This window comes from Chryseobacterium lineare (genome assembly GCF_977014045.1).
Window position 1 is genome coordinate 1,433,354 of record NZ_CDRNIQ010000001.1, and the last position, 15,203, is coordinate 1,448,556.

General features: G+C 39.4%; 7 protein-coding genes. 1 reads left to right on the forward strand and 6 read right to left on the reverse strand.

From position 1 onward, the window contains the following. Positions 1 to 55: 55 nt before the first annotated feature. Positions 56 to 2,692 carry a glycoside hydrolase family 3 C-terminal domain-containing protein gene (locus tag ACWNCI_RS06320; RefSeq protein WP_449387620.1) on the reverse strand — a complete coding sequence of 879 codons (2,637 nt, stop codon included), beginning with the start codon at positions 2,690 to 2,692 and terminating at the stop codon, positions 56 to 58. A 277-nt stretch (positions 2,693 to 2,969) separates the two neighbouring features. Here ACWNCI_RS06320 and ACWNCI_RS06325 point away from each other — a divergent pair, with 277 nt between their 5' ends. Next, positions 2,970 to 4,691 carry a S41 family peptidase gene (locus ACWNCI_RS06325; RefSeq protein WP_449387621.1) on the forward strand — a complete coding sequence of 574 codons (1,722 nt, stop codon included), beginning with the start codon at positions 2,970 to 2,972 and terminating at the stop codon, positions 4,689 to 4,691. A 104-nt stretch (positions 4,692 to 4,795) separates the two neighbouring features. On the opposite strand, the gene ACWNCI_RS06330 is transcribed toward ACWNCI_RS06325, so the two are convergent. The 5 genes from ACWNCI_RS06330 to ACWNCI_RS06350 form a co-directional block, all read right to left on the reverse strand. Further along, positions 4,796 to 7,519 carry a T9SS type A sorting domain-containing protein gene (locus tag ACWNCI_RS06330; protein WP_449387622.1) on the reverse strand — a complete coding sequence of 908 codons (2,724 nt, stop codon included), beginning with the start codon at positions 7,517 to 7,519 and terminating at the stop codon, positions 4,796 to 4,798. A gap of 261 nt (positions 7,520 to 7,780) precedes the next feature. Beyond that, positions 7,781 to 10,303: a glycosyl hydrolase 115 family protein gene (locus ACWNCI_RS06335; RefSeq protein ID WP_449387623.1), complete on the reverse strand. Its 2,523-nt coding sequence runs from the start codon at positions 10,301 to 10,303 to the stop codon at positions 7,781 to 7,783. 22 nt (positions 10,304 to 10,325) lie between these two features. After that, positions 10,326 to 12,269 (reverse strand): glycoside hydrolase family 97 catalytic domain-containing protein, encoded by a 1,944-nt coding sequence (locus tag ACWNCI_RS06340; RefSeq protein ID WP_449387624.1) that lies wholly within the window; start codon positions 12,267 to 12,269, stop codon positions 10,326 to 10,328. 2 nt (positions 12,270 to 12,271) lie between these two features. Continuing rightward, complete coding sequence (locus ACWNCI_RS06345; RefSeq protein WP_449387625.1) at positions 12,272 to 13,648, reverse strand: glycoside hydrolase family 43 protein; 1,377 nt, start codon at positions 13,646 to 13,648, stop codon at positions 12,272 to 12,274. A 140-nt stretch (positions 13,649 to 13,788) separates the two neighbouring features. Further along, positions 13,789 to 15,189 carry a glycoside hydrolase family 43 protein gene (locus tag ACWNCI_RS06350; RefSeq protein WP_449387626.1) on the reverse strand — a complete coding sequence of 467 codons (1,401 nt, stop codon included), beginning with the start codon at positions 15,187 to 15,189 and terminating at the stop codon, positions 13,789 to 13,791. Positions 15,190 to 15,203 lie beyond the last annotated feature (14 nt).

The window sequence follows — 15,203 nt, forward strand, 5'->3', positions numbered from 1 at the left end:
TGAAAAATGGTTAGTTTTTAGGTTTAAAAATAATATGTGCTGATGGCAAAAAATCTTATTTTACTTTCAGCGAAAGGCTTTTTAACCCTGAATCTGCAGAAGTTCCGCCATACAAAATGGTATAATCTCCCGGTTTTGATACTAAATCATCTGCTTTTTCGTCATAAAACATAAACGAATCTGCAGATAGCGTTAGCTCAACCGTTTTAGAAGCTTTGGATGGAATGGCTACTCTTTGAAAGGCTCTTAATGTTTTTAATGGAGCCAAAGAATCATTATTTCGTTTTACGTAAACCTCAACAACTTCTTCTCCATCTCTTCCCGAAGTATTCGTTACAGGAATGGAAATGGTCATGTTTTCATCAGTGCTAATGGTATTTTTGCTGAGCGTTGCATTACCGTAAGAAAAAGTAGAATAGCTCAACCCGTGTCCGAAAGGATACAGTGGCTTTTCCGTCATATAGCGATACGTTCTTCCCTGCATATCGTAATTTTCAAATCCCTGATGTTTGCTTGTTTTAGATAAAGCATTATCCAGTTGTTCGATATTTCTGTAAAAAGTAACAGGCAATTTACCGGATGGATTATAGTCACCAAACAAAACGTCTGCTACGGCTGTTCCACCTGCCTGTCCGCCATACCATCCATTTACGAGAGCATCATAATTTTTTTCATCCTGTTCAAGACCCAGGGCACTTCCTGTACACAGTACGAAAATAACGGGTTTTCCTGTTTTTCTTAATTCGGCAAGAAGTTCGCGCTGCACTTTCGGAAGCTCAATATTCGTTTTGTCACCTCCTCTAAATCCTTCGGCATTCACCAGCATTTCCTCTCCTTCCAGGCTTGGGGAAAGTCCGCCTGCGAATATAATTACATCGGCATCTTTTACTTTTTCTTTTACGGCCGCGAAGTTCACCGGATCTTTACGGTAGACTTCAAAGCTGATGCTTACATATTTTCCTTTCTGACTGTGACGAAGCTCAATCTGATATTCCTTACCTTTCTCCATCTTTACAGGAAATTCCGACGGATGTCTTGCGTCGGGGCCTTTACGGGTGGCAATTTCTTTTCCGTCCACAAAAAGGGTATATATATCTGATGTAGAAGCTGAAAAAATTACATCACCGGTGTACGGGCTTTTGAAAATTCCTGAAATTTTCGCAGAAGTGTTTTCCCTACCGACATTTGGGGCAAGCTGCGTACCGCCGAAACTGTTGTAGCTGATTCCTGTTTTATTGACTGAAATATTCGCAGGTGTTCCTTTAAATTCATTATTGTTAAAAAACTCCACATTCATTCCTTTTTCACCATTTTTGCGGCTCAGAAAATTTTGGTAAAGTGAAGTTCTGGAAGACGGATCGGCAACTTCACTTCCTTTTTCATAAATGATTTCTGTATTAGGCAATTTGCTTTTGATTCCGTCTAAAATCGTTACAATGGAAGAAGGTGTTCCGTTATAATTGCCGAGCTGCATCAGTCCGTCATCAGCGTTCGGCCCAACTATGGCGATTTTTTTACTATTTTTATGTAAAGGAAGAACATTCTTGTCATTTTTCATCAGCACGATTGATTTCTGTGCCATCTTCAATGCCTGTTGTTTATGGGGTTCAGAATCTACCACAGTGTACGGAATGCTGTTCCAGTGAACGGATGATTTAGGATCAAGCATACCCAATTCAAACCAGCCTTTCAGGATTCTGCGCATGGAAGCGTCGATATCTTTCTCGGTAATCAGTCCGTTTGCGAGGGATTTATTAAGATTATTATAGGTATCTCCACATTCGAGATCGGTTGAGTGTTTTAAAGCATCAGCAGCCGTTGATTTTTCGTCAGGATGGGTTCCGTGGTATTTTTTCTGATAGAAATCGGCGAGTGCCCAACAGTCAGAAACGACCATTCCGTCATATTTCCATTTCCCACGCAGGATATCGCTTACCAGGAAATCATTGGCGCAACATGGCTGCCCGTCGAAGGCATTGTATGCACACATCACCTCTCTTACATTTCCCTGCTGCACCAATGCTTTGAATGCAGGAAGATAGGTTTCGTAAAGGTCGCGGTGAGAAATTTCGGCATTGTAAGAGTGGCGGTTCCATTCCGGGCCGCTGTGTACAGCAAAATGTTTGGCGCAGGCATGGGTTTTAAAATAATCAGGATCATTTCCCTGTAATCCTTTTACAGCAGCCACTCCAAGGCTTGCCGTAAGATAAGGATCTTCTCCGTAGGTTTCCTGCCCTCTTCCCCATCGAGGATCCCGAAATATATTGATGTTGGGCGTCCAGAATGTAAGGCCTTCGTATCGCCCGGTTTTTGCGGCTTCATCAAAAGACTTGTTGTACTTGGCACGGGCTTCATCAGAAATCATTTCAAAAGTTTTCAGATGCTCCGTTACATCCCAGCTTGCTGCCAGGCCGATGGCCTGTGGGAAAACGGTGGCTGTCCCAGCTCTTGCTACGCCGTGAAGTGCTTCATTCCACCATCCGTATGCCGGAATTCCAAGGCGTGGAACAGCTTTAGAATTATCCATCATCATTCCTATTTTTTCATCAACGGTAAGTAACCCAAGAAGGTTATCAATACGTTGCTCTACCGGAAGTTTAGAATTCCTGAACGGTTCAGTTTTTCCTGCCTGTGCAGATAATGATGATGTGGTAACAATGAGGAGGCCAATGCCTGATACTATCTTTTTCATATAGGAATGTAAATGGTCATACGATCTTTATGCTTTTCATCATTTAAATATTCATCAATGGTTTATCATAATCATTGTGAGAAGTACAAATATAGTATTCTATTTTAAATAAATGTATAATTAACACTTAATTTTAGAAATAAAATTGATCTGTTTTTTGGATGAGAGAGAATTTATAGCCATTTTTTATCTTACAATAGAATTAATAATATCATTTCGAAAATTTAAATTAAATTCACAGCCTGAAGAATTTAAATCAAATTCAAACTAATTGCATATGAAATACATCGTTCTCATCTCATTTTTTATGGCCTCTGCGCTGTCTGCTCAGCTGAGTAAATTTTCTGATCGTGATTTATACGAAATAGGAAAAGTCTGGGGATTAATAAAATATTACCATCCTGCTATATCACAGGGAAAAGCAGATTGGGACGCTGTTTTGCTGGAAACTTTACGCAATAATCCAAAGTCCGGACCCGATGGTATTATAAAGAATTGGATGAATATAGCAGATCAGAATAAATTTGATGAGATCATAAAAAAAGACAACGGATGCGACAGTATCACCCTTCGTAATTTTGACTCTTCATGGATTGAAAAATTAAATAAGATCAGTCCTGAAAGCAAAAAGCGTTTATCAGATCTTATCAATCATCCCAATAATGTAGGTTCATTTTATTCTAATCCGCCTGAAAATGATATTTATTTCAGTAGTAAAAATGAAAAAGTTTACGATACATTTTCAGTGGAAATCAAGATGCTGGAGCTGTTCAGAATATGGAATGCCATTGAATATTTTTATCCTTATAAATATCTTCTTGATCATAATTGGGACCATATTTTGAAAAAGTATATTCCATTGTTTAAAAAAATAAATAATGAAAAAGATTATGAATCAGCAGTTATGCAATTGGCCGCTGAACTGCAGGATACTCATACCAGTATAGAAAAGACCTATCAGTATAATGTGGTTGGAAAGCTTTCTTCCCCATTCATTTTTCAGATCGTTGACAATGTGGTGCTTATTACCGGAGTTAAAGATGAAGCAAAAATGAAGAAAGCCAATCTGGAAATTGGTGACCTTATTACTAAAATTAACGGCAAATCGATTGTTAAAAATATAAATGACAAATCAAAATATTTTGCATTTTCCAATGAATCAGTAAAGATACGTGACGCATACAGTTATCTTTTCAGCGGAGATGAAAAAACAATTGCTATAGAAGGCGTGAAAAAGGACGGAAAACCCTTCAAAACAGCAATGGAGAGGGCAACACGTATTTTTAACAATGAGTGGGACAAGGAAGGTGTTCCTAATTATCAATTAAATTATAAAGGAAAAACATACGAGTATTTAACCTATAATGAGAAAGAGAGCCGCCTTAACCCAAGTTTTCAGCTAGATGATAAGGTGTATTTCGAGTTTTCTTCATTGAAGGGAGCGGAAATTCCTGCCTTAATGGGAAAATACAGAAATACCAAGGGGATGGTTTTTGATTTGCGCGGCTACAATGACAATGCTTCCCTGCTTAAAGTTTTTGATTATTTACTCGCCAAGCCCGTGGTGTATGGAATAAAAGCGCAGGCCGATTTTAGTCAGCCGGGTAAATTCTGTTTTGTAGATAATATTGTTAATAAGGATTATAAATTTGCAGGAAAAGATAATCCTGATCCGTACAAGGGACAGGTGGTCGTTCTTATTAATGAATATACTCAAAGTGCGGAAGAAATGTGGGCCATGGTTTTCAAAAAAGTGCCTCATGTAATTTTCGTAGGCAGCCAGACGGCAGGGGCCGACGGTAATAAAACTTCAATCAAGCTGACAGACGGTAATATTCTCATTTTTTCTGGACTTGGTATTTACTATTCGGACGGAGGTGAAACCCAGCGCATCGGTATAAAACCGGATGTTGTGGTGCGACCTACTGTTGAAAGCATTAGAAATAAAGAAGATCTTTTGCTTCTGAAAGCATTTGACCTTATTGACAAGAAAAAATAATATTCTACAGTTTTTAATTACCATTAAAATCCATTCATAAATAACAAAGCCACCAAAAAAATGGTGGCTTTTAAATAGATATGAGTAATAAATCTTAAATTCATTTATTGCTTAAGAAACTTTTTCTCCACAGATTTACTATTGGGCTGGGAAATTTCAACCACGTAAATTCCGGAAGGAAGCTGCCCGATATCGATTCGGTTTCTACCGGAGCGTAGCGGCTGCTCATTTAAAACCCGGGTCCCTTTAGCATCAAATACAGAAGCGGTACCTGAAGATTTCAGCTCTATAAAAATCTCACTTTTAGCCGGACTTGGATAAAGTGCTACACCATCTTTTTCTGCAAGAATATCATTGGTACGCAGTGTTGTAAAACTTAACGGAAGGACAGATGCCGTATAAGTATTTTCCTCCGTAAGATAAGCTCTGAAAGGATTGATGAGAGGTTCGCTTCCCGCTGCCACTTTATAAAAGCCTGTAGTTCCGTTAACGGTTTTTAAAACATAGCTGTTGGCAGGAACTTTTATGATATTATAAACTCCGTTCATTTGGTTTACGGTGATGGCTTTCGGAGTGGAAACGCTTCCTGTTCCCTGGAAGGTAATGTTTCCGGTTGCATTGATGAGTACAGGAGTGTTCGCAGGGATCGTTCCGCTGGTAATCGTAGTACATGTGATAGCAGAAGTTCCCGGTGTCATCATATAGGCGGTTACTCCGGAAGGAATGGTCGCAGTGAAAGGTAATATCATAACTTCCAAACCATTAAATGTACGAGAATATGAAGCTGCCGTAGCATTAAAGGCAAACGGAACCTGGAAATCTTTCCCCTGATCTGAAAGTACAAGATTGGTACAGCTGGTTCCTGAAATTACATTGTTGCTGGATGAAGTCACTGTGTTGGGTATGTAATAAATGCTGTTGGAATTAGCACTCGCCGGTTGCCAGTTGTTGGCCGATGTAGTTCCAGTGGTATTTCTAAAATCTACTGAAGTATAATATCCATTTTCCAACGCATCCATCAGGTTGCTGTCGCCATCAGAATATGTTCCTGAAAATTTAGAGGCCACTTCGTTTCCGATATTGAAATATACATCGCCTAAATTCAGGGTAAGGACAGAACTGTAATTGGAATTACGGAGTCCTAAAATTCCTTTACATCCGTCAGTAAGCACCTGTCTTGAAATATCCAGCGTAATATCAAAATTACCACCGGTCGGGAAATTTATTTTTCCGTAATTATAAGATTTTACAGCGCCCTGACTATTAATATAATACAGTGTGGTATTGTCTGAATAACTTTGTCCTGCGGTGGTAAAACTGTTCACATGCAAAACCATTTTGTTGTAACGGTCGTTAAGCTGTAAATAACCGTTGGATGCTGTAGTATTTGAACTAAAGAGCGGACTTGCATTGGAGAATGTCGCAGTCGTATTGCTGATATTGTACCCTGTTCCGAAATTAGCATTCGTAGGTGTCATGGTTTCAATCTTATTGTAACGAATATCACTTCCTGTCATTTGTGAAACGGGACGGTCACCGCTTTTATTGAATACAAAAGTCATCACACTTGAAGCATTGATCGTAACTCCCGGACGGAACGTCTGAGCCATCGTCAAAGAAGTGGTCGTCATATTGTTCTGTGCATCGGTCAGCACTTTTGTCCCCGACGTGGTATAAAAGGGAATATCAACTTTAAGATCATAAGAATTCGCCGAAGGGTTGATCACCATTAATACCACCTGATTGCCATCCAGTGAAATATAGGAAGATCCCTGAAGTACACCTGTATTATCGCCCCAGGTAGAGGAGATACGTGTTTTTCCGGTCGTATATTTAGCATAATGAGAAAGAATATAACCCCTTTTCGTCATAACACCGGTAGTAGTTCCGTTGGTTCCGTCTCCCATTAACCCATAATAGCGTTTCGCAGAGTAATGAATCCAGGCATTCACATTTCCAAGCATTGTATTATTGATGCTGGTAGCAAAATTAAACGCATCCAGATTCCAGTCAAAATTACGCGGCGTAGCATTGGAAGGATTCCAGTTGATGAGGTATTCTGTCTGCCAGATTTCTTTATTATAATTCTGAAATTGCTTGTAGGCAGACTGCATCAGTCCGTACTGGTGACCACCATACACTTCAAAATTATCCATCGTTGCGGAATTCAGCATCGCATTGGCAAAATTATCCGTTAAACCCACACTTTCAGGAGCAATCACCTTACAGTTAATAAGATGTCCATAATCCCTTACAAAAGTTGCAATCTGCGTAGGCGTCCAGATACACCCTTGATATTGAGCCATTTCATCAGGCTCATTTTGAATAGAAATATAATCTAAAGTCACTCCGTTATTTTGCAGATAAGTCACAAAACTATTCAGATAGAGTGCATAATCCTGATAGTTTTCTGTTTTAAGATAACCGATCTGCTGTACGCCATTGGCATCTGTGTACACCGCGTTCACACTATTGTTCGTTTTCCAGGCGGCCGGCATGGTCCACGGACTGGCAAAAATGGTAAGTCCCATAGATTTTGCAAGTTGCGCCGTTGGCAGCACAGAACTCCAGTTGCTGCTTCCTTCCGGGATATACAGCCTCATGATGTTGTAGCCAGCCTGACTATTAGCTCCCCAAAGCGTCTGGATTTCCGAAGTCGTCATATGATTATAACCAAACTGCGGACTGCAGACGAAGCCTCCGAAACCTGTTATTTTCTGATACGTAATGTTTTTGTTGATTTTTACTGTGGTAAGTTGCCCGAATATGGTGATGTTTGTCAGTAAACACACGACAGCCAGGGCAATACGCTGAGCCAGTTTTTTCATAGTTTTATTTTGATTGGTTTAAATGCTTCAGCCATGTATGGTGAAGGAATATTTCAGGTATTGTTTCAGGATGAGTAAGATTAAATCCGCCATCGGGAAACCTTCCTGACTATTAAAGTCAGGCTAAGAATCTTTTAAATAAAGTCGTGGCAAATCCTCCTTCGTATTCAATTCTTGCTAAGTCGAACGATATTTAAACACGAAATCTAAAGTGGAGTCATGTATTCATAATAATTGGTGTGTTTGGTTGTACATTAGTTTTTAATGAAGCATAGTGCTTTCCGGTGCTCCGAGATAAGTAGGTTTTAGACCACCCGTATCTATTAATATTTTCTCCAAAACGATTCCCGGTTCTAAAACTCTGAAACGTAATGTATGTTTTCCGGGTTGTGAAATCTGATGTTTTGTAATGGATTTAATGATGTGTTCAGACTGCCATCTTCCGAGTTCGCCTTTGTAATGTCCGTTAAAATTAACTGTCTGTGGCGTCTGTCCGTCGAAAGAAATTTCGTAGCGAAGTCCTTTATTATGGTTAAAATTTAAAGTTGGAGCCAATAATAATTGAACATCAAACTCACCTTTGGATTCAAAATTAATATCGTATTCGAGGTAAATATTTTCATCAGTTTTCGGATACGCATTTTGTGGAAAAGTCGTCACACCGGATTTGGTTTTCCCGAAATCAGGAATCACTTCCCAATGAATTCTGTCCGAATTATTCATTCTTGCAAAATTTTCCGCTTCAATTGAAATGTAACCATCTTTCTCCTGAAACACTTTGTCTTTAGAAGCATTATCATCATAAATATAAGTCACTTCCGGCATAATATTCTGTTTTCCGTCTGCCCAGGTTTTGTATCCAATTTTCATTTGATCCATCATATGTTGCCACTTTCCGCCGGCAATCACATTGTTGTATTGATTGTCCAAATAGGCATTTCTGTCAAAATATTCTTTTACTTTATCTGCGTAATAATTGGCTTTCAGATCATATTTAGCAGCCAATTCCCTGTTTTTAGCAACGGCATAATACATTTCATATAAATTAGTGCAAGCATCAATCGGATATAAAACCAGCTGATAATACGCATCCTGATATTCTGCAGGAATCTGCTCTTTCAATCGCAAAGCTTCTAAAGCCAACGCTCTGTAATCATTCAAAACAGTTTCAAATTCGTTATAATTTTCCAGGCTAAATGTTTTGCTGTCCAACGTTTCCGGCGTTACCCTGCGGTTGTATTTAGCATAAAGATTAATCATTCTTGCAATTTCCTTTGAATGTTTTCCACCAAACTGTTGAGCAGACCATTTTTCCGTGTAATCTAAAAGATTTTTTGAATTGAATTGTTTGGGATTCCAGGCCATTTCTAAGAAAAAGCTGATGGGGAACTCCATAGGTTTCAAATCTCCGACATTCACGACCCAAACCTTGTCTACTTTATGTTCGTAAGAAAGATTCATCTGTTCCCAAACGCGCTGAATCGGACTGATATTGATCCATTTAGAATTTCTCGGTCCGCCCACATAATCAAAATGATAATACATCCCGTAACCACCTTTGTGTAAAGGTTTTGAAAGGTCCGGAAGTTTTCTTACATTTCCCCAATTGTCATCACAAAACAGCAAAATAACATCATCCGGAACCCGCATTCCTTTGTCATAATAATCCTGAACTTCTTTGTACAAAGCCCAAACCTGAGGCGTTTTATCGGCTCGTTTCCCTGTGACATCCGCAATGATTTTCCGCTGATCGTTCACCACTTTTTCCAGAAGGGAAATGTTCGTTCCCTCTCCCATCGCTTCGTCGCCGTCCCCACGCATTCCGACAGTCACAAGTTTTTCCCAGTTTTTGCTTCTTTCCAATCCTGACTTCCAGAATTCTTTCAACACTTTCTCGTTTTTGGCATAATCCCAAACATTAGGCAGATTATTTTTCTTGATGTATCGGTGCCAATCGGTCTGCGCCAAAGCCATCGGTTCGTGGTGCGAAGTTCCCATTACGATTCCCATTTCATTCGCCAATGGTCCGCTCAAAGCATCGTCGTCATAAAACGCTTTGCCCCACATCGCAGGCCAGATGTAATTGCCTTTCATTCTCAAAATCAGCTCAAAAACTTTCTCATAAAATTTAGAATTAATTCCTCCAAAAGTCGCTCTCGCCCAACTTCCTAATGAAGGTTCTTCATCATTAAGGAAAATCCCGCGGTATTCTACGGCCGGTTCGCCATCGGTATAAATTCCCTTTTTGAAGTATAAATTTTCCTTCGCCGAAACCGGAACATCTGCCCAATAATACCACGGCGAAACGCCAATCTGCTGAGACATTTCGTAGATTCCGTAAATCGTTCCGCGTTTGTCACTTCCCGCAATTACTACTGCTTCAGAAACACCTGGAAATGGATTAATAATATTCTGAATGATATATTTTTCGTTTTTTCCGGTTAAAGATTTTCCGTCGATCTTCTTTTGTTTAATTAAATCATCGATCACCGATTTTGTTCCGATTGTTCCGATGATAATTAAAGGCGAATTCATTTCTGAAATCTGATTCAAAATCGTTGGCTGAGTTCCCGTCACTTTCTGAAAATCTGATTGCAGATTCCTAACAGCTCTCAAAATTCCATTGTCGATTCCACTATTGGTGAAAATGGAAAGATTGACGAATTTTTCTTTTAAAACGATATTTTCTGATTTTTTTTCTGTGCTGATAAATGGTTCTGTTGCATCAATTTGCAGACAACATCCGAAAAAAGCGACGAGAAAAAATATTTTTATTTTATTCATAATTTTTTATTTTTAAATTATTTCAATTCCTCAAAACAAAACCTCCGTTTGGCTGAATTTCTACATTGAAATCTCCTTTAGCACTTATTTTCACTTCTTTTTCTGATGAATTTCCCTGCATATCGTCGTTAATAATTTTCACCAATTTTCCGGTTAACATTGGAAGATTGATTTTCAGTTTTTTCACCGTTTTTTCCGCATTGATTCCCGCTATAAACCATTGATTCTGATGTCTTCTGGCAATCACCGAATATTTCCCCGGATAACCTTCGATGAGAACTGTTTCGTCCCAAAGCGTCGGAATTTCTTTCATAAAATCAAGCTGAAATTTTGGAGCGTCTGCAAGGTTATTCGGCATCACAGCAAACATCTGAACCGGATTTTGAAACAGAACTGCGGTTGCCAACTGGAAACTATCCGTCGTGTGTCTCTTATTTTTCTCTTTATTGGATTTCGTTAGATATTTATTAAGGAAAGTACCACCAAATTCCATACTCCCGACCGTGTTTCTGATGAACGGATGCAAAGCCGCAAAAAACGCTTCCTGCTTGCGCACATCTTCCGAAAAGTACAGCATTTCTGAGGCAAGAACCGCTTCGCTTCCTGCATAATTCGGATACATCACTTCCCAACCTCTCGGCAAAGTAGCACCGTGGAAAATTATCTTTAGTCCAAAATCATTGGCATCCGACAAAATATCTTCATATAAACGCATTGTTTCTTGTTTGTCTCCTCCAAAAAAATCAACTTTAAGACCTTTCACGCCAGCTTCTTTCAGCCATTTCATTTCTTTTTTTCGCTCTACGGAACTGCTCATTTTGTTTCTCGGTCCCATAGGCGCATCGTTGGCCGAACCGTTGGAATTGTACCATAATAAAACACCTACATTCTTAGATTTTGCGTATTGAATGAGGTCTTTCATTCTTTCTTTTCCGATATTTTTATCCCAAAGTGCATCCATCAAAATGTATTCATAACCAAGTTTTGATGCTAAATCGATAAAGAGACTTTGATCTTCATAATTCATACTGTTATCCTGCCATAGAATCCAGCTCCAGGTAGATTTTCCGAAAGTGTATTTCTGCGAAGGTTCATACATTGGTTCAACAACATCAAAAGGAATTGTAGTTTCGACAATTGGGTTTAAAGAATCGCCAATCGTGATGGTTCTCCACGGCGTTTTTCCCGGAAGTGAAATCGCGGCTCCGGTACTTCCGAAACCATTGTTTTCCGCCATATTCGGATAAGCAACCTGATAAAGATTTTTTTCGGAAGTCGTATCTAAATGAGAGGCACAATAGAGACTGTTCACACCCGTTTCGGAAAGTAAAATCCATCCGTCATTTCCAACGTGAAATAAACCTGGAAAAACATAACCATAATCGGCTTTTGTTCCTAATTCTGCATCTGCTTTGTAACCACTTTCGTAGCTTGGCGCCGTTCTGGCAAAACCGGTCATCGGTTTCATCATAGGCGAAAGGAAAGTTGTGGTTTGGGAAGGGAATCTGTAACCCGTAATTTCTGACTGCACGACGGCACTCAGACGCTCTTTCATCGGTGCAATATCATACCTGAAAGCAATATTGTTGTTGCTGACCTGAAACTCAATTCCGATATTGAATTGGTCTGAATTGGTAAAATTAACCGTTAAAGAATTGGCTTTATAATCAACCTCCGATTTTTTAATTTTTCCGTTGGAATATTTTTTAGAAACCTGGTCTTTTTTACTGTCAATGAATTTCAAGTTTTTAGAAAAATCAGATTCATTGGTGATTAAACCCAACGGAGATTTATCCAACATCTGCTTTCCCTGAAAAGTTACAGAGTATAATGCATTTCCATTCTCCGAAAAAACATTCAGTTTCAGTTTTCCATCAGGGCTTGAAACCTCCGCCACCTGTGCTGAAAAAGTGTTTAGCAACAAAACACTTAGGATGAATGATAGTTTTAGAATAAATTTAGTCATAATTAATTATTTTCAAGAAATGTCCAAGAATCGAAAAACATAATATCCTTTTCTGCTTTTCCGTTAAACACAAAATAGATGTCATGAACGCCCGTAATTTTTTCTTTTAATTCAGCTTTCACGTTTTGCCACCGGTCGTCTCCTCCGGTCAGCGGAACTTTTACCGACGCAATAACATTTCCGTTGAGACTGTCTACACGAACATCCATTGTCACTTCGCTGTTATGCGTCGTTCCCACTCTTGCAGAAAAATTGACTGCACCTTTTTTACCAAAATCGACATTTTTCACACTGGTGTAAGCACCGCTTTTTTTAGCTTTTATGAAAACGCCGGCTTCTTTATTCTGATACGATTTTACATTTTCCGACCACGCAATCATTTCCGCCTGATTGAAAACGTAAGGATTGACCGTTGCAATGGCTTTTGTTATTCCATTATTCATTTTGAAAGGCGAAATCGAACCGTCTTTGTTGAATTCCATTTCCTGCACGCTTACTGACCTTGTGAATCCGCTTCCGCCCGGCAAAGCACCGTTGTGATAGAAAAAATAGGTTTTCCCTTTAAAATCAATCACGCCGGGATGGTTGGTAAATGATTTTCCTTCTGAAGGCATCACAATTCCGCCATATTTCCACGGTCCCTGTGCGCTTTTACTTGTGGAATATCCGATGAATTCAGGAAGCGGACCGCCCGGCCAGAAAAGGTAATACAGATTTTTTCTTTTGTAAAGCCAAGGTCCTTCTTCGTATTTTGTAGGTCTTTCAGGGTTTTCTTTTCCATCTCTTTTGCCGAAAGATTCTGCCGTCATCGGAACCTCAACAATATCACCGGAATAGGAAATCATATCCTGATTCAGCTTTACATATTTCAGTTTCGGATTTCCCCAATACATATGCGCCTGTCCGTCATCATCCACGAAAATGGTCGGATCGATATCACCCCATTCGCTCTGCACCAACGGTTTCCCAAGCGGGTCGTGAAAAGGACCGAACGGACTGTCGCCCACCGCAACACCAATTGCACCTTTGTTATTGGTTTTACTAATCATCGGAACGTACATAAAGAATTTGCCATTCCTTTCGATACATTGCGCCGCCCATGCATCACGCTTTGCCCAGTCGAAATCTTTATAGGAAAGAATGGTTCCGTGGTCTGTCCAGTTCACCATATCGTTGGTAGAATAGACTTTCCAGTCGTTCATCGTAAACCAGGTGGAATCGTCTTCATCGTGGGTGGTGTAAACGTACAGCCTGTCATTATAGACCATTGGCGCCGGATCGGCGGTGTAATTGGTCTGAATAATGGGATTCTGAGATAAAAATGTTCCCGAACATCCTATTAGACAAATATTTACGATTGATTTTATTGTTTTTTTCATATTTAATTTTTTGATTGTTGTTTGAGTCTGAACACTAAGCCCACAAAGTTTTTAATTAAAAATATTTTCTTTTAGGTTTCACAAAGCCGCTAAAGCTTATAAAAGTCTTATGCTATTAATTATGACAAAAGAATTTAATTTTATTTTTTCTGAAAACTCCAGTAATCAAAATTGAAAAGCTTTCTTCCTGCCGTGATATTTTTTCCTTTAAAAACAAAATATACATCGTGAACTCCGGAAACAGCTTCAGTTATTTTCGCAGTTAACATTTTAAATTCTTCCCAACCTCCAGTTCGAGGAACCTCAATTTCAGCAATTTTATTTCCGTCTAATTTATCCAGTCTGACTTCTAAAATCCCACCATCGATTCCTGCCCCTACAGAAGCTGAAAACTCAGACGAACCTTTACCAAAATCTACCGCACGAACTTTAATATAACCTCCCACTCTGATATCTGAAACAAAAACACCAGTTTTTTTGTTCTCCGACGTACTACATTTCTCTGACCACGCCATCGTCTCCGCTTCATTTCTTTGGTAAGGATTTAAAGTTCCCACAGGATTTACGCCTTCTTTGGTCATTGCAATTTTTGGGATGCTTCCATCGGCATTATATTTAAATTCTTCAATCGAAGTTGAACGACCGTAGCTTCCGCCATTCGGTAATAATGCTGTGTGATAAAACAGGTAGGATTTCCCTTTATAATCGACAATTCCGCCGTGATTAGTGAAACTGTTGGTTGGCTGGTCGGTCATTATTTTCCCCTGATATTTCCAGGGTCCGGTTGGTGAAGAGCTTGTTGAGTACGAAAGACATTCTGTGCGGTTTGTCATTCCGGCGTACATCATATAATATTGATTTTTACGCTTGTACAACCAAGGTCCTTCCACGTAAACATCTTCAAATTTTTCCTGTTTCTGTAAAATTTCCTCACTTTTTCCGGGACGTCTCAATCCGCCGAAAGCTTCTACCGATTGTGGAATTTCAGTAATTTTATCATCATAAGTCGTCATATTTTTATTGAGTTTAACATAAAATAATTTGCTGTTTCCCCAATAAAGATAGGCCTGTCCGTCATCATCAATAAAAACGGTCGGGTCGATATTATCCCAGGTTCCCGTTGTTACCAAAGGTTTGCCTAAAGCATCTTTAAACGGTCCTGTCGGACTGTCTGCCACCGCAACGCCGATTGCCATATTGTTATCAACCGTCTGAGCGCAGATGTACCAGTAAAATTTACCATTCCTTTCAATACATTGTGCCGCCCACGCCCGGTCTCTTGCCCAACTGAAAGATTCCAGTGAAATCGGGGCGCCGTGGTCTGTCCAGTTGACCATATCTTCGGTGGAATACACCCTCCATTTGGTCATCGTATAAAAATCAAATCCCGGTTGGTCGTCTCCTGTATAAACATAGAGTTTATTTTTGTAAACCATCGGCGCAGGGTCAGGCGTGAAGTGGGTTTGGATAACCGGATTCTGAGCTAAAATTGTATTTAAGCCGCAATAAATCAGACTGAAGGTTATTACTATTTTTTTCATATATTTCTTTTTAT

Bases quoted from the DNA above. Each gene is read 5' to 3' on its own strand.
- ACWNCI_RS06340 (WP_449387624.1), bottom strand. From the start codon at position 12,269: ATGACTAAATTTATTCTAAAACTATCATTCATCCTAAGTGTTTTGTTG.
- ACWNCI_RS06350 (WP_449387626.1), bottom strand. From the start codon at position 15,189: ATGAAAAAAATAGTAATAACCTTCAGTCTGATTTATTGCGGCTTAAAT.
- ACWNCI_RS06330 (WP_449387622.1), bottom strand. From the start codon at position 7,519: ATGAAAAAACTGGCTCAGCGTATTGCCCTGGCTGTCGTGTGTTTACTG.
- ACWNCI_RS06335 (WP_449387623.1), bottom strand. From the start codon at position 10,303: ATGAATAAAATAAAAATATTTTTTCTCGTCGCTTTTTTCGGATGTTGT.
- ACWNCI_RS06325 (WP_449387621.1), top strand. From the start codon at position 2,970: ATGAAATACATCGTTCTCATCTCATTTTTTATGGCCTCTGCGCTGTCT.
- ACWNCI_RS06345 (WP_449387625.1), bottom strand. From the start codon at position 13,648: ATGAAAAAAACAATAAAATCAATCGTAAATATTTGTCTAATAGGATGT.
- ACWNCI_RS06320 (WP_449387620.1), bottom strand. From the start codon at position 2,692: ATGAAAAAGATAGTATCAGGCATTGGCCTCCTCATTGTTACCACATCA.